General features: G+C 41.7%; 19 protein-coding genes. 6 read left to right on the top strand and 13 right to left on the bottom strand.

The annotated features are described in order from the left end of the window. Window positions 1–16 precede the first annotated feature (16 nt). Window positions 17–904, bottom strand: coding sequence for a helix-turn-helix domain-containing protein (locus tag DWV68_RS01125; RefSeq protein ID WP_118056582.1), 888 nt, complete (start codon window positions 902–904; stop codon window positions 17–19). 207 nt (window positions 905–1111) lie between these two features. Then, window positions 1112–1639 (bottom strand): ribosome hibernation-promoting factor, HPF/YfiA family, encoded by a 528-nt coding sequence (gene hpf, locus DWV68_RS01120; RefSeq protein ID WP_117698857.1) that lies wholly within the window; start codon window positions 1637–1639, stop codon window positions 1112–1114. A gap of 274 nt (window positions 1640–1913) precedes the next feature. On the opposite strand from hpf, the gene ymfI reads away from it, so the two are divergent. Then, window positions 1914–2642, top strand: coding sequence for an elongation factor P 5-aminopentanone reductase (ymfI, locus tag DWV68_RS01115; protein WP_118056583.1), 729 nt, complete (start codon window positions 1914–1916; stop codon window positions 2640–2642). Between the two features lie 119 nt (window positions 2643–2761). After that, window positions 2762–3115 (top strand): helix-turn-helix domain-containing protein, encoded by a 354-nt coding sequence (locus DWV68_RS01110; protein WP_022244205.1) that lies wholly within the window; start codon window positions 2762–2764, stop codon window positions 3113–3115. Here the strand turns inward: DWV68_RS01110 and DWV68_RS01105 are convergent, their stop codons facing one another. Next, entirely contained in the window at window positions 3116–4333 is a 1218-nt protein-coding gene (locus DWV68_RS01105) for a deoxyguanosinetriphosphate triphosphohydrolase family protein (protein WP_022244206.1), read from the bottom strand. Window positions 4334–4364: 31 nt separating this feature from the next. Next, window positions 4365–5816, bottom strand: a complete 1452-nt coding sequence (locus tag DWV68_RS01100; RefSeq protein WP_158552116.1) for a methyl-accepting chemotaxis protein — start codon at window positions 5814–5816, stop codon at window positions 4365–4367. Between the two features lie 275 nt (window positions 5817–6091). On the opposite strand from DWV68_RS01100, the gene DWV68_RS01095 reads away from it, so the two are divergent. Both DWV68_RS01095 and DWV68_RS01090 read left to right on the top strand, forming a co-directional pair. Further along, window positions 6092–6691, top strand: a complete 600-nt coding sequence (locus tag DWV68_RS01095) for an ECF transporter S component (RefSeq protein ID WP_117699055.1) — start codon at window positions 6092–6094, stop codon at window positions 6689–6691. Further along, window positions 6688–7524 (top strand): pyridoxamine kinase, encoded by an 837-nt coding sequence (locus DWV68_RS01090; RefSeq protein ID WP_158561561.1) that lies wholly within the window; start codon window positions 6688–6690, stop codon window positions 7522–7524. Before DWV68_RS01095 ends, DWV68_RS01090 begins: the two co-directional genes overlap by 4 nt. A gap of 2 nt (window positions 7525–7526) precedes the next feature. Here the strand turns inward: DWV68_RS01090 and DWV68_RS01085 are convergent, their stop codons facing one another. Together DWV68_RS01085 and DWV68_RS01080 are read right to left on the bottom strand one after the other, a co-directional pair. Next, on the bottom strand, window positions 7527–8189 hold the full coding sequence (locus tag DWV68_RS01085) for a flagellar filament capping protein FliD (RefSeq protein ID WP_118639027.1): 663 nt from the start codon (window positions 8187–8189) through the stop codon (window positions 7527–7529). A 90-nt stretch (window positions 8190–8279) separates the two neighbouring features. Continuing rightward, entirely contained in the window at window positions 8280–9113 is an 834-nt protein-coding gene (locus DWV68_RS01080) for a deoxyribonuclease IV (RefSeq protein ID WP_118664801.1), read from the bottom strand. 677 nt (window positions 9114–9790) lie between these two features. Between DWV68_RS01080 and DWV68_RS01075 the strand changes: the two genes are divergently transcribed. Continuing rightward, window positions 9791–10243 (top strand): metallophosphoesterase family protein, encoded by a 453-nt coding sequence (locus DWV68_RS01075; RefSeq protein ID WP_117699060.1) that lies wholly within the window; start codon window positions 9791–9793, stop codon window positions 10241–10243. 78 nt (window positions 10244–10321) lie between these two features. Here DWV68_RS01075 and DWV68_RS01070 read toward each other — a convergent pair whose 3' ends face one another. From DWV68_RS01070 to DWV68_RS14855, 3 genes are all read right to left on the bottom strand, one after another. Beyond that, on the bottom strand, window positions 10322–11269 hold the full coding sequence (locus DWV68_RS01070; protein WP_118056588.1) for a tRNA dihydrouridine synthase: 948 nt from the start codon (window positions 11267–11269) through the stop codon (window positions 10322–10324). A gap of 200 nt (window positions 11270–11469) precedes the next feature. Beyond that, window positions 11470–11562 carry an MscL family protein gene (locus tag DWV68_RS14935; protein WP_330408422.1) on the bottom strand — a complete coding sequence of 31 codons (93 nt, stop codon included), beginning with the start codon at window positions 11560–11562 and terminating at the stop codon, window positions 11470–11472. 20 nt (window positions 11563–11582) lie between these two features. Continuing rightward, window positions 11583–11711 carry a hypothetical protein gene (locus tag DWV68_RS14855; RefSeq protein ID WP_256385586.1) on the bottom strand — a complete coding sequence of 43 codons (129 nt, stop codon included), beginning with the start codon at window positions 11709–11711 and terminating at the stop codon, window positions 11583–11585. A gap of 357 nt (window positions 11712–12068) precedes the next feature. Between DWV68_RS14855 and DWV68_RS01060 the strand changes: the two genes are divergently transcribed. After that, entirely contained in the window at window positions 12069–13715 is a 1647-nt protein-coding gene (locus DWV68_RS01060) for a SulP family inorganic anion transporter (RefSeq protein ID WP_118056589.1), read from the top strand. Window positions 13716–13859: 144 nt separating this feature from the next. Here the strand turns inward: DWV68_RS01060 and DWV68_RS01055 are convergent, their stop codons facing one another. From DWV68_RS01055 to abc-f, 4 genes are all read right to left on the bottom strand, one after another. Further along, window positions 13860–15215, bottom strand: a complete 1356-nt coding sequence (locus DWV68_RS01055; protein WP_118056590.1) for a sodium-dependent transporter — start codon at window positions 15213–15215, stop codon at window positions 13860–13862. Between the two features lie 78 nt (window positions 15216–15293). Then, window positions 15294–16739, bottom strand: coding sequence for an alanine/glycine:cation symporter family protein (locus DWV68_RS01050; RefSeq protein WP_118056591.1), 1446 nt, complete (start codon window positions 16737–16739; stop codon window positions 15294–15296). 57 nt (window positions 16740–16796) lie between these two features. Then, on the bottom strand, window positions 16797–17177 hold the full coding sequence (locus tag DWV68_RS01045; protein ID WP_118056592.1) for a DUF4186 domain-containing protein: 381 nt from the start codon (window positions 17175–17177) through the stop codon (window positions 16797–16799). A 35-nt stretch (window positions 17178–17212) separates the two neighbouring features. Further along, on the bottom strand, window positions 17213–18721 hold the full coding sequence (gene abc-f / locus DWV68_RS01040; protein WP_117841348.1) for a ribosomal protection-like ABC-F family protein: 1509 nt from the start codon (window positions 18719–18721) through the stop codon (window positions 17213–17215). Window positions 18722–18882 lie beyond the last annotated feature (161 nt).

Raw genomic sequence — 18882 nt, 5'->3', positions numbered from 1 at the left:
GAATGACAAGAGAATCTCACAAAGCAATCAAGATTGGTTCTCCGGGCTTTGCATTATGATTTTCAAACACCTGAAAAAGATGCTCTGCACACTGCTGTACATCCATGGCTTCTTCCGGCTGCTCCATCCATTTTAAAATTCCGGACTTGCAGAGCAAAAGATATGGCAATACCATATATTTATTGCTCCTTGTGCAATAATCGATACCCTTATTGCATAATTCCAGCGCCTCTCTGTAAATTTCCATCTCATACAAAAGATTAGCTTCATTGTAAAGTATCATCGGATATACCTTTTCTTTTTCTTCATCATCTACTTTTCTTACTTCCAGATAATCAGATAACTGCATCCAGATGCGGAGTGCCTGCTTTCTTTCACCAAGCCGCTGTTTCTGTACCGCCATACTGTTGATAATGTTGATTTCCTCAAAGGTAAACATCCGCTTCTGCACCAGATTTGCCAGCCCCGCCGGATGCGTCAGATGTAACGCTTCTTCCAGCTTTGCATATACAAGTTCCGGACGGACTCCTTCCTTACTGTCCAGCACCGCCTTTATGTATGAAAAGAACTGTCTGGTCAGTTTATCCTCCTGTTTATGTTCCGGTTGTCTCTGCCAGAGTTCCCTGCTGCCTTCCATATCATTATTTGCTACTGCATGCACCAGCTGTCGCATATAGGCATATAATTCCATTTCTTCCGCCGTTGCATGAATATTGCATATACCCATCGTCTTTCCAAGACGCTGCATAATAGCTTCATAATTTTTCCGCTTTGGTACCACAAATCCGTTTTCAATTTTTGATAAAGTTCCAGTTGAACAGATGCCAAAAGCAAGTTCTTCCTGTGTAATGCCAAGCTGTTTGCGGGATTCACATATATAATCCCCAAGATTGTAACAAGCCAATTCCTAACCTCCCTCTTCTCATAACCCATCGTATTGACTGTTCCATAGAAATGTCTTATCGATATATTATAACTACTGTAGCATAAAAATAGCGGTACCGCTATTGGCGTTTTGTCAAGACTGTTGTCAAAACGTTAACTGCGATACCGCTGTCTGCTACCAGTTATCCATAAGGAACTGCCGGTGATAGTCTTTTTCGTTATATATCTAGAATTCCGGTTCAATCAGACCGTAGGTGTTACCTTTTCTCTTATATACAACGTTTACATTGTCATCCTCTGCATTTACGAATACAAAGAAATCATGTCCTAATAATTCCATCTGAACACATGCATCTTCCGGATACATTGGTTTCATATCGAATTTCTTGGTACGGATGATTTTAATTTCATCATCTGCTTCCACTTCTTTTTCAATATATTCCTTACGGAAATTGCTGTTGCTCTGCTGTTTTGTAATAATCTTATTCTTATACTTTTTAAGCTGTCTCTCAATAATCTCTTCTACAAGATCAATCGATACATACATATCATTGCTTACCTGCTCTGAACGGATAATGTGTCCAGGTACAGGAATCGTAACCTCGATTTTCTGTCTCTCCTTTTCTACACTCAAAGTTACAAATACGTCTGTGTCCGGAGTAAAGTACTTCTCCAGTTTTCCAATTTTGTCCTCAACTGCTGCCTTAAGACCGTCTGTCAATTCGATGTTTCTTCCTGAAATAGTAATACGCATGATGTCCAACCCCTTTGCCATTTATTTGATACAGACTGATATCATGGTTTTATTATACTATTTTGTACGAATATTTACAAGTTTTTTGTGCAATATTTACTGTATTTTTAGAGAATTTTTCGAATATCTTTCTGAAAGCGGGAAATCTGCAGGATTTTTCAAAAGGGATTGCCTGTATTCTAAAATAAGTCTAAAATATAACTGTATTTTTTAACGCTTTCATCTGTGCTATCATTTTCTAATGCAGATAAAAACCAGAAAGGATTTGTTTCTTATGAATACTGTTTTAATTACCGGAGCTTCCCGGGGCATCGGTGCTGCTATCGCAGAAGTATTTGCCCGCCACGGTTATCAGCTCATTTTAAATTGCTGTCATTCCGAAACTGCTCTTAAGGCTTTGTCTGATGAACTTTCGGACAAATATCATGTCACGGTTCTTCCGGTTATCGGAGATGTCAGTGATCCGGATTTTGTTGCCAATATGTTTGCCATAATTCACCAGCAGTCCCTTTCGGTTGATGTTCTGATTAACAATGCCGGAATCTCCCACATCGGCCTGCTGCAGGATATGACTTATGAACAATGGCAGCATGTTATAAACACCAATCTTTCTTCTGTTTTTTCCTGCTGCAAATATGCTCTGCCAGATATGCTGCACAAAAAATCAGGCCGGATTCTTAACATTTCTTCTGTCTGGGGAAATGTAGGTGCCTCCTGTGAGGTTGCTTATTCCGCCAGCAAGGGAGCTGTTAATTCCTTTACAAAGGCACTTGCCAAAGAGGTTGCACCCAGTGGAATCTCTGTCAATGCCATTGCCTGCGGCACCATTGACACTTCCATGAACGCCTGTTTTTCTGCCGAAGAGCGTGCTGACTTAGAATCCGAAATTCCCTGCGGCAGATATGGTACACCTGTTGAAACAGCTGAACTTGCTTATGCTATCGTATCACAAAGTCCATATCTCACCGGTCAGATTATTACCTTAGATGGTGGCTGGTGTTGATTTACATATGTGAATAGTTTGTGCTCCGTTGATATAATTTATCTTTCGTTTATTTTTGCCACTGGTTTTTTAACATGTTTTAAAATAGAGGTATTATTTACGAAAGATGAGGTTTGTATATGAATATCGGTTCTAAGTTACGATACCTGATTGAAGAAGCTAACATTACCCAGCGGCAGCTTGCAGATGCACTACATATCTCTCCCTCTGCTCTGAATGGATATATCAATCAGGGGAAAGAACCTGACTATGCAACCTTAGTAAGAATAGCCGACTATTTTCATACTTCCACCGACTATCTGCTCGGTCACAGTAACATCCGCAATGCCAGTCTGACGCATCTCAACAGCTGTGAAGGTGAACTGCTAAGTATCTATCATACTCTTTCCAGCTATAACCAGCAGCTTTTCTTAGAAGAATTGAAGGCTGTTGACCGGATGGTTTCCCGGGCAACAGCCTCGCCATTAAAATAGTTAATCTTCATCAAAGTAGCCGATGTATTTTACATCATACTTTCCCTTCGGGAACATTTCATGGTACAAATCTACAAAATAATCATCCGTCATGCTTGCAATATAATCCACCACAAGCTGGTTCGGTTCTGTCTCCATGTATTGTTCCTTCGAAAAGGTTCTGCTGAACCGGTTGTTTTCTGCCACATATGCAATGTGGTGGCGGTAGAGCCAGGAATTTTCATTTTTATCCCTTGCATCTTTCAATAACTGATAGTACATCTCTTCAAACATCGGATTCAGATTTTCCCGGATGACTTTTTCGATTTTCTCATTGTGATAGATATACTCATAATTTTCAGTCTTTGCAAGCTTCAACTGTTGAAAATATGCTTCATCCATGGAAAGATATGGTTTTCCATAGCTGTTTTCAATGATGTTAACTACCATATTATTGATGATTTCCGCATTGCTGCTGCCTATAGTATCTCCGTTAAAACCTCTGTCATCCGGCAGAAGATGCAGGCGTACAGCATCCTGCCTGTCCTTGCCAAGATAGGCTATAATATCACAAATCCGCATTACGCAGGCTTCCAGTGTTCCCGGCACAAGATGTTTAATTCCATCTTCCTTCTGATAGCACATTTCTACTTCTGTATCCAGATCTGCAAAGGTCTTCGCCTTTTTCGGCTGATACTCCTGCTGTTCCATTTCACCATTATGGCATAGGACTCCATCCAGAGTCTGCAGGCTGATATTTCTCTGTCCCAGTACATCCAGCACACGCACACTGTGCACATTATGGTTAAAATATCGTCCCGTCTCTCCCCGCAAAAGTGCACTTAAAATTCTCTCACCAGCATGTCCGAATGGTGCATGTCCGATGTCATGCCCCAGGGAAATTGCTTCTATTAAATCCTGATTGAGATTTAATACATTTCCAATATTCCTTGCAATCCTTGAAACGAGCTGCACATGCTGCGCCCGTCTTGAAATGTCATCATTTCTGTAAAGGGAAAATACCTGCGTCTTATCTCCATAACGGTTATAATAAGGCAGATGCATGATTTTCTCAATGTCCCGGACAAAGGGAGGCCTCCAGAGATTCGCCCTGTCATGATTCATCTCCCGGCGCAAAACCTGTTCTTCGGAAAAAGCATATGGATTTGCCCTATGCTCTTTTCTGTCTTCTATGATTCTCTGCTGTAATTTTTCTGAAAGATTATGATATGCTCCCATTTTCTGCTCCCTGCTCATATAATAAATATCTTTACTGCTGAAGCTGATGCGTCAGTTCAATTAAATTTTCAGTCTCTGCCATCAGATGTTCTACGCTCTTCTGGTTCTTCTCGCAGGTTGTCAGTGTACTATTTGTATGAGCTGCTACTTCTTCTGAAATAGCGGAAATTGTCTGGATACTATCCATGATACCTGCATTGGCACTTTCTAATTCTTTCACAATACCGGACAATGCATCCGACTGGCTCTGTACACGGTCCGAATTATCCTCTATTGTACGGAAGCTGCCGGCAGTTTCATTGACTGTTACATTCTGATGTTCAACCTGTGAAATCATGCTTTCGATGATGGTCACTACTTTTTCCAGTTCTTCCGATACATTTCTTATCAGTTCTTCAATACTGACCGTTGCTTCCTGTGTCTGGGTTGCCAGACCGGAAATCTCAGATGCTACTACAGCAAAACCTCTTCCTGCTTCACCTGCACGGGCTGCTTCAATTGACGCATTTAATGAAAGCAGGCTGGTTTCTGAAGTAATATTATTGATAATCTCAATGATGGAATACATTTTATCCATATACTCTTTTAAAGAAGTAAGTTCTGCTGCCACCTGACTGTTCGTCTGCTCAGTCACACTCACCTGCGATACCAGCTGTTCAATATTTTTCTTACCCGCGTTCAATGCTTCTGCTGTAACTGTCATGCTCTCAGCAATGCTGTCAGAAGCCTGGGTTACCTGCATTACTTTTTCCTGGATTGCTTCTGTCTGGCTTAACTGATTCTGCACCGCCTCCGCTGTATCTGTTGTTCCACCGGTCAACTCTTCCATTGCATTTCTGGTATCGCTGACACCACTGCCAAGTAACTCTACTTCATCCGACATTCCATTAATTTTCTTTGTCATGGCATCAGATACTTCTAAAATTTTCTGAAGCATGGTATCAGACTGTCCCTTTGCCTGATTCATTTCACCCAGCCGTGATAAAAACGATTTCTGCAAAACAGCAGAACTGCAATAAGAAAATGCCGTTGTCAAAATCAGTATAATAATCTCTGTTCCATAGAAAGTAGGTCCCTCACCCTGGCCTTTCATGGTATGTACTGCAATAGAAATAAGATTTACGATAGTTGCTCCAATTCCAAGCTCCAATGCATATTTCGAATCTGAAAATACAGAAATCAAAATAAACATCGGTATTACATATACAAAAACCAACTGATTGCCGGCACCTATCAGTGCTACTGTATAATATACTGCAAATCCAATCCCCAAAAGATGCTTGATTGCTTTTGTCTCCTGGTTTTTCCTATAGCAAATCCATTCTGCCACCACCGGTCCAAGTGCCAGCACAATAAGCGCCGCCACATAAACTACATTCTTGGAAGTTCTGAAAATTTCCAAAAAATTAACCAGTGCCAATAAGATTCCCATAATTGTATGCCCTGTCATTGCAGTCTTATTTACTCTTCCTTGTTCTGTCAATTCTTTCATCCTCCCATATATAACATATATAAACTGTAATTTTTGAACTTTACCAGCAATTTTATTATACCTTTCTCTACATAAATTGAAAAGACTTTTATTTATACGCCTTACCATATGCCTTTCCGTTGGACTCTTTTATTATTACGTTCATAAAAAACTTGCTCTTCATCTTTAAACTGGCATGGTCATTTTTATCAAAATTGGATGTTTTTATAATGCCATTTCTGTTTTATGATAAACCGCAACAAAGAGAAAGAAAAGAGGACTTTATGATGAAAAACGAAAGAATCTACAAACTTGTACTGACTGCTCTTATGGCAGCACTTTCCTATGTGGTATTCACATTCTTACAGATTAAAATCGCACTTCCTGGCGGAGATGCCACATCTATCCACCTCGGAAACGCGGTATGTGTATTAGGTGCATTACTGTTAGGCGGTGTTTATGGCGGAATCGGCGGTGCCATCGGTATGACAATCGGCGACCTTTTAGACCCGATTTACATTGTATACGCACCAAAGACTTTTATCTTAAAATTCTGCATCGGCCTGATTACCGGTCTGGTTGCTCACAAAATTGGTAAAATTTCCACTTCCAAAGATAGCAGGCACATTTTCAAATGGGTTGTCATCGCAAGTATCTGCGGACTGTTATTCAACGTTGTATTTGACCCACTGTTCGGCTACTTCTACAAACTGGTTATCTTAGGAAAACCTGCAGCAGAAGTTACACTTTCTATTAACATTGCAGCAACCAGCATCAATGCAGTATTATCCGTTATCGTAGCGACTGCTGTATACATGGCACTGCGTCCGGTACTGGCAAAATCTAATATGCTGCCACGTCTTGGAAAGGAAAACGCATGTGCATGAAATTAAATACTTTACCACCAAAGCTTCTGATCATCAATGATATATCCGGTGTGGGACGCTGCTCCATGAGCGTGTCCCTCCCGGTGGTAAGTGCATGTAAGGTACAGGGAATCCCTGTGCCTACTTCTGTTTTCAGCAATCATACCGGTTTCCCTACCCACTTGAAAATTGATTTAACCGGACAGCTTAAGGATTATTTTGCTGCACTGAATATTCTTTCCATGAACTGGGACGGCATCTACTGCGGCTACCTTGGTGCAAAAGAACAGCTTCATGCCATTTCCGATTACTATGATTCTCTCACCGAAAAACCTCTTTTTATTATAGACCCGGTAATGGGTGACCACGGCAGAGCCTATCAGCATATTACGCCGGAATTCTGCAATCACATGAAAGACTTTGTATCCCGGGGTGATATTATCACACCAAATCTGACGGAAGCCTGCCTTTTAACAGATACGCCTTATCCGGAGCATGACTGCACCGATTCGGAGCTTTCTGCCATTTCCAAAAAGCTTCATGCACTGGGTGCGAAAAAATGTATTATTACCGGCTGTCCAAAAGGCGACACTTTCCTTAACTATATTTCCGATAGCAGCGGAAATGTGGATACTGTTTCCACGAAAAAAGCCGGTCCGGGGTATCCCGGAACCGGCGACATCTTCGTCAGTATTGTATCTGCACTTACCTTACGGGGCTTCTCCTTACAAGAATGTACCACACAGGCAGCTCATTTTATTGCTTCCTGTATTTCCTATTCGCAGTCGCTTTCGGATGATACTTTGCAGGGTGTTATTTTTGAACCGCTTCTTTCTGACTTAGTGACACTTTAATCTCAAGAAAGAGAGTCTAAGTAACTGCCTATCAGATTTGCCATCTGGACATATTCTGCGGATGTACCACCTGCTGTATAGTTGGCACAACTGTCCACATACTGGTCAGCCGCAGCATTTGCTCCGATGTAAATGCTTTTATCAGCAACTTTTCCTGCAACGGAATTTTCTCCCTGGAACAGGTCTTTTAATTCCTTCTTATCTGCATTTTTCAGAGTTTCCTCATCTATTACAAGTTTTCCATTACTGTCTACGGTAATGCCGACCTTCTGTAACGCTTCACTCTGACCGGAAACAATGCTTTTTAATTCCTTGCTGTAATTTGCAGATTTGTCTGTATCAAGGTCTGACAGGCTTTCTAAAAGACTGTTATAATCTCCGGTAAAACGCTCTATCAGTGAAATCAAACCGGAATAATCTCCGCTTTCTTCTGCCTTGGCAAAAATGGAATCCTCTCCTGTTTCACTTAATACTGCTGCACTTGCTTTGAGTGAGGATGCAGACTTCTTGACACTGTCATATTCTTCACTCTTTTTCCCGGTTGTTTTGCTGCTCTTCTCTGTCTCACTGCTCTTTTTTAACAAGTCCACCACTTTTGTATCATTGTCTGTGTCCGTATTCAGCGAACTCATCAAAAGGCTGTTATTTCCTGTTACACGAATCATGTTTCTCCTCCTAATTTTAAGACAAAATTGCCTCCATGCCGTCTTATACCTGATATATCGTTCTTTTTTCCGAAAAACTTAACCTTTAAGCTAATCCTTTCTTGCCGCTTTTAACATGGAAATCTCTCTGGCATAGCCTTCTAAATCATTCGGTGTTTCAAGGTAAAACGGCAGTTTTTTCAATGCCGGATGGTTGATTATCCGCACAATGGCATCCATGGTCAGATTGCCTGCACCCAGACATTCATGACGGTCTTTATGGCTGCCCAGTACATTTTTCGAATCATTCAAATGAATGGCACACAGCTTATCCAGTCCGATAATGCGGTCAAATTCTTCTAATACTTCCTCTAAATGTCCGCTGATATCATAGCCACCATCAAAAACATGGCAGGTATCCAGACAGACTCCCATTTTCTCAGGATATTTTACCCGGCTTAAAATCTCCTGCAGTTCTTCAAAGTTTCTTCCTACTTCTGTTCCTTTTCCAGCCATGGTCTCAAGCAGCACTGTTGTTTTCTGCTCCTGCCACATGATTTCATTTAAGACTCCTGCAATCTTTTCAATTCCGACTTCCGCTCCCTGCTGCACATGACTGCCAGGATGAAAATTATATTTGCAGTCCGGTATCTCCTCTAAACGCCGCAAATCATCCGCCATGGTCTCTCTGGCAAATTCCTGTACCCTCTCATCTTTGCCGCAGGCATTTATTGTATAGGGTGCATGGGCAAGAATCTGCCCGATGCCATGCTCCGCAGCATACTGCTGATATGCCGCTATATCTTTCACATCTAAATCCTTTGCTTTACCGCCTCTTGGATTTCTGGTAAAAAACTGAAATGTATTGGCTCCGATTTCCTCTGCCTGCTTTGCCATAGCGAGGAAGCCTTTTGATGATGATAAATGGCAACCGATTCGAAACATATTTTTCTCCTTTTTCCTTTTCCTACGTTCACTTAATGTTACGTCATAATAACTATTCTATCTTTTTCATCCGTGTCAGTCCGTCCATTGAAGTCAGATGCACCTCGCTGGTACATCCCTGTACCAGCGTTGCAAGATTTTCTCCAAAATTCCAAGTGCCTCTAACAGACTTTTGTTATGCATCTTCCTTTACCAGACCGGCTGGCATGGGTTCCAAAAATTATAATGACTCTAAAAATTCTAATTATCTCGTGGTTCGGTGATTGGGAAATGGGAAAACTATTTTCCGTTGCTTTGACGAAAGGGCTGAACAGTTCGTCGGAATGCGGATGCCTTATGAGGATTGTTAGGGGCTCTTAGAATTTCGTCCTGCAACAGGCAATGCCGGCACAGGGACGTGCCGGCAAGGCGCAATTGAGCAAGGATGCGAATTTGCGCCAGTTGCCAGATAAAAGGATATCTACTTCGAAATTCTTAGTGCCCCTTTCAAGCATCAAGTGGTATCCGTCTCCGACGGACAGTGCAGTACTTCCTCAAAACAATGATATGTCTTTTCCCCTCTCCCAATCACCGGACACTTGTTATTTCATTATAACCGTTATAAAATGAAAAAGTAACCCCAAACCAGCAATCCCGCCCTCGCAATTTAATAGGACACATACAAAAAGGTACATTTTATGAAAATTGGAATTTTATCAGATACACATGGTGTATTAAAGGATACATTTTTAGACGAGCTGCAAAGCTGTGATTATCTTCTGCACGCAGGAGATATTGGAAGTCTCAAATGTTATGAAACTTTAAAAGAACTGCATGTTCCGCTTTATATTATCAAGGGGAACTGCGACAAAGGCGAATGGACGAAATATCTGCCGGAGACTCTGGCGGCTCCCATTGGTGGGAAGATTTTCTATCTCATCCATAAGAAAAGCGATTTGCCTTATCCACAACCGGAAGCAGATTTTATTATTACCGGGCATACCCACCATTATGAAGTAAGCAAAAGGGGAACCACTACTTTCATCAATCCGGGCAGTGCCGGTCGAAGCCGCAGTGGTTCCTCCTGTACTATCGCTATTCTGACTTTGGATGGGGACGATGTTTCTATTTCACCCATTTATACCGAATAGCAATTTATATCGTGTGATAATTTTTATTGCATATCAATTGATATTACATCATGATTCTATGTCATTTGACTCTTTCGGTTATTTTCCAGCACCAGTTGAAAATATCTCTGAAACAGCAGCCTGGTATTCTATCAGGCTGTTTGCTTTCTTTATCTTCTTCAACGGTTTTTCAATTCCGGTAAACTGTGTGCCAAGATAAAACCACAATTCTTTCATTTTAAAGAGGACATTTTTCTCCCCGGACATTTCTTCCTGATAGCCGGCAACCAGCTTATTGTGAAATGTATAAAGCCGCTTTAATTCAGCAGCCCTGTCTATTGTGCTACCGGAGCGGATTTTCTCTATGAGTGCCGGGTCTCTTATAACACCACGCCCTAACATAATGGCATCTATCGTTGGAAAACGTTCTGTAAACCGCTCATAATCTTCCACTGTAAAAATATCTCCATTGTAAACCAGCGGATTCCTGCTGTACTCCAGTGCATACTCTACCATCGTCCAATCCGGCTTATTTTTATAATAATCTTCTCTGACACGGGGATGTAAAATCAGCTCCTTTATCGGGAAACGATTGTATATTTTTAAAATGCCTTCAAATTCATCCGGATATTCCATGCCAAGTCTTGTCTTAATGGAAATCTCTGCATCCGTCTTTTCAAACATTTCATCCAGGAAATGAAGCAAGGCTCTTTCATCATCTAAAAGTCCGGCACCTCTTCCCTTCGATACTACCGTTCCGGAAGGGCATCCGGCGTTGATATTAATTTCCTGATAGCCAAATGCTTTCAGCTCTTCTGCAATTGCTGCCACATCTTCTCCGCTCTTTGACAGCACCTGTGGCACGGTATACATGCCAGCATTATGCTCTGGGATTAAATCATTTCTTTCTCTGGCATTGAAGCTTCGCTTCGTATGTGGAGCTAAAAATGGTGTAAAATATTTGTCGGCATCTTCATAGCATGCATGGTAAGCCTGCCGGTATACATATCCTGTAATTCCCTCTAAGGGAGCTAAATATAGTTTCATTGGTACATCCTGTTTTTTATTTCATTTTTCAATTCTGTTTTCAAATTCTGCTTTTTATCTTACCCTTCGATTTCAAGCATGCTTGTACAATGTGGACAGCGTGTTGCTTCCAGTGGAATAAACCAGTTACTGAAATCCAGTCTTCCAACTACAAGACTAAGAATCGGCATAATTACATTGTCTACCAGCGAGCTTACCAGTTAATTAAAAGCACCACCGATAATCTCACCGACTGCAAGGTCTAACATATTTCCTCTTACTGCAAACTTCTTAAACTCTTTCCACATCTTCATTCTCCTTTGTTCCTGGCACACTATTTAGCAGTTCTTCCTTCTGCTTTTCCATTGGACATATAATGCATATAGTAACTCTTCAAATCATTTCCAAAGGCTGCCTTTATATCACCATTGTTACTAATATAATAATTATAATCAAAAACCATACTATAGTCTACTCCATTATGTAAACTTCTGATTTTTGATATCCTCTTTTGCCATCGTTATAAAAGTTTCCCTCTCATGCATTGCTCTTCCTCCTTTCACTTGCTAGACGGATGAAAAATGGATGAGGTTTTAAAATTTCCAAAAAAATTTTATTTTTTCAAATTTGTTGACCAAATGGCTGAAACTTGGATTTTGTCATTGAAATAAGACTATAAGAGTGCTAAACTTTTGAATTGCGTGTTTAGTGGGGGAAAGTGAAGTTTTCGCTGTATTCTGGAATATCTGTGCAGATATCCTGACAAAACAGAAATTTCATCTTCCACTATAAACAAAGGAACAAATGAGGAGATTTTATTATGAACGAACTACGACCAAAGCTCTTTGATGTGATGAAGGGCTACACGAAGGAGCAGCTGATGAAGGATATCATTTCCGGTATCATTGTTGCCATCATCGCTCTGCCACTATCGATTGCCCTTGCGATTGCATCCGGTGTTGGTCCGGAACAGGGGCTTTATACTGCAATTATCGCAGGATTTTTTATTTCATTCTTTGGCGGAAGCCGTGTACAGATTGGCGGTCCGACTGCCGCTTTCGTTGTTATCATCTATGGCATCGTTGCAGAGTATGGAACCGACGGTCTGATTGTTGCTACCATTCTTGCCGGTATTATCTTAGTAATTATGGGAATCTGCCGTTTTGGCTCCCTGATTAAATACATTCCCTATACCATTACCACCGGATTTACCTGTGGAATCGCAGTTACTTTATTTGTAGGACAGTTAAAGGATTTCTTCGGTATGGATATTGCCTCTGTTCCTTCTGAATTCTTAGATAAAGTAATTGTATATGCAAAAAATATCCGCTCCATCAACCTGACTGCAACCCTGATTGGCATTGCGGCTGTTGCAATTATGCTGCTCTGGCCGAAGGTTACCGATAAGATTCCGGGGTCTCTGATTGCGATTATCGTAACAACAGCAGTGGTTTATTTTGCCAAGCTTCCGGTCAATACCATCGGAAGTGTTTACGGGGAATTAAATTCTGCATTTCCAGGTTTTCATGTTCCATCCCTTTCCATGAAGCTGGTACAGGAAATGTTGTCCCCGGCATTTACCATTGCAATCTTAGCTGGAATTGAGTCCTTACTGTCTGCTGTTGTTTCCGATGGTATGATTGGCGATACCCATAAATCCAATGCTGAGTTAGTGGGACAGGGGCTTGGAAATATTTTCTCCGGTCTCTTCGGCGGAATTCCTGCCACCGGAGCCATTGCCAGAACTGCTGCCAATGTCCGAAACGGTGGACGTACTCCGATTGCCGGAATCACCCACTGCATCACTTTAACCATTATTCTTCTGGTGTTGATGCCGCTGGCTGCACTGATTCCTATGACAACACTGGCTGCCGTACTTTTAGTAGTTGCCGCTAACATGGCAGACTGGTCCTCTTTCTTCCGCCTTTGTAAGATGGCACCTAAGAGTGACATCATCGTTCTGGTTGCAACCTTTTTCTTAACAGTATTTTTCGACCTTGTGGTTGCCATCGAAATCGATGTTGTATTAGCAGCTCTGCTCTTTATGAAACGTATGGCAGAAACAGCTGATATCAAAGCATGGAAATACACAGATTCTCCTGACATTACACCGGGTGAAGCGGAAAAACTGCGTGACATCCCGCATTCCATCAGTGTTTTTGAAATCTGCGGTCCGATGTTTTTCGCCGCAGCAGACCAGATTCTTAATATCAACAGTAACCATCATACGAAGGTTGTTGTCATCCGTATGCGTAGCGTTCCTGCCATTGATGCCAGCGCAATGCGTTCTCTCCATGAGCTTGCCAACCGTGCAAAACGCAAAAATATCACGCTGGTATTCTCCCATGTCAATGAGCAGCCAATGCGCGTGATGGAAAAAGATGGTTTTATTGAATTAGTTGGAAAAGAAAATTTCCATCACAATATTGTGGATGCACTGGATTATGCAGAAGCACTGGTAAAATAAAATTTGAGAATAAAGAATGTGCCCTGGCACCTTCTTGCGCCTGCGGCGGTCGCTTGCGACATCTACCTTATACGCCGCAGTGCACACTTTATTTTTAATGATGCAATCGCATATGCTTCCTGTAATTACAATCTTTTTCCTCTTTTATAACAATCCCTGAATCAAAATAAACAGAATCAGTATCGGAAGGATAAACTGGAAATATGGCTTTAATCTTCTTGCAATCTTAATGCCTTTTCCGGTATTTGCTTCCTCTAAGTAGTTGTCAAATCCCCAGCCCCACTTCGTCACACAGAACAGCAGGTAAACAAGAGAACCGATTGGCAGCAGCAGGTTACTTACAATAAAATCCTCGCTGTCCAGCACATCCCTTCCGCCAATCAGATGGAGATTGCTCCACACATTGTATCCTAAAACACATGGCAGACTGGCAATAAGAATAATGATTCCATTTACCAGTGCCGCTTTGTTGCGTTTCCAGCCAAACATATCCATGCAGAAGGACATGATATTTTCAAATACGGCAATTACCGTAGAAAAGCTTGCAAATGTCATGAACAGGAAGAACAGTGCGCCCCAGATTCTGCCGCCACCCATATTTACAAAGACATTTGGCAGTGTCACAAAGATAAGGCTTGGTCCTACGCCTACTTCCACGCCATAGCTGAAGCATGCCGGAAAAATAATCAATCCTGCCATAATCGCCACAAAGGTATCCAGTGCACAGATACGTACTCCTTCTCCTGCCAGCGTATGGTCTTTTCCCATATAGCTTCCGAAAATCTCCATTGCTGCCACGCCAAGGCTCAAAGTAAAGAATGCCTGATTCATGGCAGAGGTTATTACATTTTTCAAACCGACTTCCCGGACACTGTCCATATTTGGCACCAGATAGAACTTTAATCCCTCGCCGGCTCCGGAAAGTGTCAGGCTGTGTACTGCAAGGACAATAATCAGTATCAGCAATGCACTCATCATAACTTTACTGATTTTTTCCAATCCGTTCTGCAAGCCGCGGCTACATACAAAGAATCCAACCACAACAGTCAGTATCATCCAGAATGCCATCTGTTTGGGATCTGCCAAAAGATTGCTGAACACAGCTCCGGTCTGCTCGACATCCATTCCCGGGGTAAATTCACCTTTTACAAACTTATAGAAATAAGTTACCATCCAGCCGGAAACCGTTGTATAATACATCATCAGCATATAACAGCCGAAAATTGCCACCCAGCCATGAATATGCCATTTACTCTTTGGCTTCTCCAACGCCTTATATCCTAAAACTGCACTTTTTCTGCTGGCTCTTCCGACTGCTAATTCCATTGTCAGTACCGGAAGCCCCATGGCAATCAGGAATATAAGATAGAACAGTACAAAGATTCCTCCGCCATTCTGTCCTGCCACATACGGAAATCTCCACACATTTCCAATTCCGATTGCGCATCCTGCGCTTACCAGTATAAATCCCAGACGGGACTTAAATGATTCACGACCCATATCTATAAATTTCTCCTTTTGTAGTTTTCTCCCTAGTATAACATGGAATCACCGGTTTTGATAACTACTTCTTTTTTATTACTTTTCTTTTTCTAAAAAGATAATTCCCGGTGCCGGATTTTGATTACTGTCTTTTTCTGTCTTTTTCTCTTTCTCATACTCCGACAGTGCCTTCAATGCCTGTCCCCCCATAAGATACAGCATTCCGATATTAAATATCGTCATCAGTCCGATTCCCACATCGCCTAAATCCCATACGAAGGTATAGGTTGCAATTCCGCCGATAAAAAGCATAATCAGTGCAACGACTTTATAAAGGGTCTGCCAGATCCATTTATCTCCAAATAAATATGCCACATTGCTTCTGGCATAAAACAATATTCCAAGAAATGTGGAAAAGCTGAACAGAAATAAGGTCAGTGCAATAAAGATAACTCCGAATCTGCCCAGATGATACTGCATGGTGGACTGCAGCAAATCCATACCAGCTTTTCCTGCAATTATCTTTTCCGGTGCAATAAGCATAATCATAGCGGTACAACTGCAAATGATAATCGTATCGATAAATACGCCCAATGCCTGTGTCAGTCCCGCACGTACCGGATTATCGCATTCCGCTGCTGCCGCTGCACAAGGTGCAGAACCGGAACCTGCTTCATTAGAAAACAGTCCTCTCTTAACTCCATTCATAAGCACTGCTCCAAATCCACCGGATACTACCTGCCGGATACCAAATGCCTCTTCAAAAATCCTGCCAAATACGCCCGGAATACTGCGGAAATTTACGATAATAATAAATAATGTAATAAAGAAATAGCACACTGCCATAATCGGTACTATCATATCCAATACTTTTACAGTTGCATTTTTCCGCAATACAATCACCGCCGCAACTGCCACCAGTACAATTGTTGTATACAAAGGTGGAATATGAAATGCATTTTCAAAAGAAGATACCACCGAATTACTGATTACCTGGCTGATTCCACACCAGCAAATCAGACCGGATATGGCAAATAACACTGCCATCAGCACATGTTTTTTCTTCTTTCCAAGCTTTTCTTCAAAAAAATGATGGATATAATATGCCGGACCACCGCGGTAACCGCCATACAGCGGATCTTTTTCCTTATGCAGCTGTGCCAGAGTTGCTTCAATAAACGCTGTAGCAGAACCGATCAGCGCTGTAATCCACATCCAGAATACCGCTCCGGCTCCACCTGCCGACACTGCTGCAACTACACCTACCAGATTTCCCATTCCCACACGGGTTGCCGTGGACACAATCAGCGTCTGAAAAGTTGACAGACTGTCTTTATGCTCCTTCTTTGCTACCAGTGCCCGCACCATATCCGGGAACAGTCTTATCTGTAAAAACTTTGTCCGAATCGTAAAATAAATTCCTGTCGGAATCAACAGAATAATCAGCAGTGAAATGCCAAGACTTCCTCCCCCCGGAAGCGGAATTTTAATCCAGTCTCCCCATAAAAATGAATACACTTTTTCAATAATTGAAACTACCATTATAAAATACCTTTCTCTCTTCGTAATAACCTTATTGTGGTATTTTAACATTTAATTTCACATTTGGCTATCATAATGTGACAACTCTTTTTCTATCCAGGTCATAATCACATCCACCAGATAAGCCTGCTGCACCTGACTCAGTTCTTTCCCCGGCTGTATCTTGTGCCACTTCCGAATACACTCCCGGCAGCAGGTTGCCGTTGCATGCTGGGCGACAAAAACCGGATGTCCCCGCATGGGCGTCTGCTTTCCATCGTTTGGAATTACTGCCGGTGCCTCCCTTTTGGCAATAAAATCCCTGGCATGCTCCCGGATTACATCCAGTCCTTTTTCCTTTATATATGCAATATCTTTTTGTTTTAAATGAAAGCTGCTTCTGAATTTAGAGGCTGATAAATGTTCAAAAAGCTGCCGGTACCATTCTTCTTTGGTCATATGGTGGGTCCTCTTTTCTAAACTATAGTTACATTTTACAACCAGACTGTTTTCGTTGCAATCTTCTCCCGAAACCGCACATCATGGTCTACCACCAACATAGTTGGCTGATATTTAAGAATCAGATTTTCAAGCTGCATTCTTGAAAAAACATCAATATAATTCAGCGGTTCATCCCAGATATACAAATGCGCCGGTTTCAAAAGGCTGGCTGCAATCACTACCTTTTTCTTCTGTCCTTCGGAATATTCTTCCAGCTTTTTGACAAATTGTTCCCGTCCGATATCAAGCTGCCGCAAAATACTGCAAAGCAGACTTTCCTCTAACTGGTGCTCCATGCAAAAAGAGTGCACGGTTCCTCTAAGATGCGAAGTGTCCTGATTGATATAAGAAATCTCTATTCCGGACGCAATTCTTAAATCTCCCTGTTCCAAAAAATTTTCTTTTTCTCCTAAAATTGCTTTTATCAGGCTGGTCTTTCCGCTTCCATTTTTTCCACTGATAAATAAACGGTCTCCGTTTCTGATTTCAAAGGTCTGGTTTTCAAACAGCATTTTATCGGCATCTTGATACCGCAAACCATACTGATATGCCGACACCAGTACTTCTTTATGATGTGTCAGGGGATTCAGTTTCAAATCAATGGGCTGTTCTAAATCCACCAGCAATCCCTCTTTTTCCGCAATCTCAGTCTGTATCCGCTGCTCCATCTGCTTTACTCTTGCCTGCATTTTCTTGGTTTTCGAACCGATATATGCCCGGGTGCTGATGCTCCGGTCATTTTCCTTTATGGGGTCAAAACCGATTTTGCTGTTCTCGCTCCTTTCCGACCAGTTGCGCACTCTCTTTGCTGCTTCGTTGAGCTTACTTATTTCCTTTTTATGCTTTTCATTTTCCGCTACTGCAAAATTGTCTTTCTTCTCTTTATTTTCCCACCAGGAGGAAAAGTTGCCCGCCTGCACCTCAATGGTACTGCGATTCAGCACCAGCACATGGTCTACGCAGGCATCCAGTAAATCCCTGTCATGGGAAACAAGGATAAAGCCCTTTTTCGATGCAAGATACTGTTTTACCATTTCCCGGCTCCCATCATCCAGATGATTGGTGGGTTCGTCTATCAGCAGGAAATCATTTCCTTGCGAAAACAGGACTGCCAACATAACTTTGGTCTGCTCTCCAAAGCTTAGTGTTTTCCATGGCCGATACATGATTTCTGCATCTGCCTGCAGCTTCGAAAGCTCCGCATAAACTCTCCACAATTCAAGATTTGCCTTGAATTCTTCTACAAATTCCGCCGCCGGAAATTCCCATTTTTCCTCTGAAATATCATATGGGAAATAATCAAAAACGGCATTCGAAGTAATAGAACCGGTATATTCATATTTTCCCATCAGTAAATTTAAAAACGTGGATTTTCCTTTTCCATTTCTTCCGATAAATCCAAGTTTCCAGTCCGTATCAATAGAGAAAGAAACATTTTCGAAAATATTATCAAAGCTTCCCTCATATGCAAATGTTAAATGATTTACTCTAATCTGTGACATATAGCCTCCTATCTGTCACCAAATAGTGGTTACGTTCTGTCACCAGCAGTTTCTTATAATATGCTAATTAAGTGCAACAAAAAAAGAGTGGTCATGAGAACATAATCCACTTTTGGCAACACGAAATAGCGGTACGATTACCGCAGTTAAAATCTTCATGC

It is taken from the genome of Roseburia sp. AF12-17LB (assembly GCF_003479605.1).
Lineage (GTDB): Bacteria > Bacillota > Clostridia > Lachnospirales > Lachnospiraceae > Roseburia_C > Roseburia_C amylophila.
The sequence above is the reverse complement of the archived record's forward strand: the minus strand, read 5'-3'. Positions and strand labels throughout refer to the sequence as shown.

Excerpts from the sequence above, each read along its gene's own strand:
- hpf (WP_117698857.1), bottom strand. The coding sequence starts at position 1,639 with ATGCGTATTACTATTTCAGGAAGAAACATCGAATTGACAGACGGTCTT.
- ymfI (WP_118056583.1), top strand. The coding sequence starts at position 1,914 with ATGAATACTGTTTTAATTACCGGAGCTTCCCGGGGCATCGGTGCTGCT.
- DWV68_RS01110 (WP_022244205.1), top strand. The coding sequence starts at position 2,762 with ATGAATATCGGTTCTAAGTTACGATACCTGATTGAAGAAGCTAACATT.
- DWV68_RS01105 (WP_022244206.1), bottom strand. The coding sequence starts at position 4,333 with ATGGGAGCATATCATAATCTTTCAGAAAAATTACAGCAGAGAATCATA.
- DWV68_RS01095 (WP_117699055.1), top strand. The coding sequence starts at position 6,092 with ATGAAAAACGAAAGAATCTACAAACTTGTACTGACTGCTCTTATGGCA.
- DWV68_RS01090 (WP_158561561.1), top strand. The coding sequence starts at position 6,688 with ATGAAATTAAATACTTTACCACCAAAGCTTCTGATCATCAATGATATA.
- DWV68_RS01085 (WP_118639027.1), bottom strand. The coding sequence starts at position 8,189 with ATGATTCGTGTAACAGGAAATAACAGCCTTTTGATGAGTTCGCTGAAT.
- DWV68_RS01080 (WP_118664801.1), bottom strand. The coding sequence starts at position 9,113 with ATGTTTCGAATCGGTTGCCATTTATCATCATCAAAAGGCTTCCTCGCT.
- DWV68_RS01075 (WP_117699060.1), top strand. The coding sequence starts at position 9,791 with ATGAAAATTGGAATTTTATCAGATACACATGGTGTATTAAAGGATACA.
- DWV68_RS01070 (WP_118056588.1), bottom strand. The coding sequence starts at position 11,269 with ATGAAACTATATTTAGCTCCCTTAGAGGGAATTACAGGATATGTATAC.
- DWV68_RS14935 (WP_330408422.1), bottom strand. The coding sequence starts at position 11,562 with ATGAAGATGTGGAAAGAGTTTAAGAAGTTTGCAGTAAGAGGAAATATG.
- DWV68_RS14855 (WP_256385586.1), bottom strand. The coding sequence starts at position 11,711 with ATGGTTTTTGATTATAATTATTATATTAGTAACAATGGTGATATAAAG.
- DWV68_RS01060 (WP_118056589.1), top strand. The coding sequence starts at position 12,069 with ATGAACGAACTACGACCAAAGCTCTTTGATGTGATGAAGGGCTACACG.
- DWV68_RS01055 (WP_118056590.1), bottom strand. The coding sequence starts at position 15,215 with ATGGGTCGTGAATCATTTAAGTCCCGTCTGGGATTTATACTGGTAAGC.
- DWV68_RS01050 (WP_118056591.1), bottom strand. The coding sequence starts at position 16,739 with ATGGTAGTTTCAATTATTGAAAAAGTGTATTCATTTTTATGGGGAGAC.
- DWV68_RS01045 (WP_118056592.1), bottom strand. The coding sequence starts at position 17,177 with ATGACCAAAGAAGAATGGTACCGGCAGCTTTTTGAACATTTATCAGCC.
- abc-f (WP_117841348.1), bottom strand. The coding sequence starts at position 18,721 with ATGTCACAGATTAGAGTAAATCATTTAACATTTGCATATGAGGGAAGC.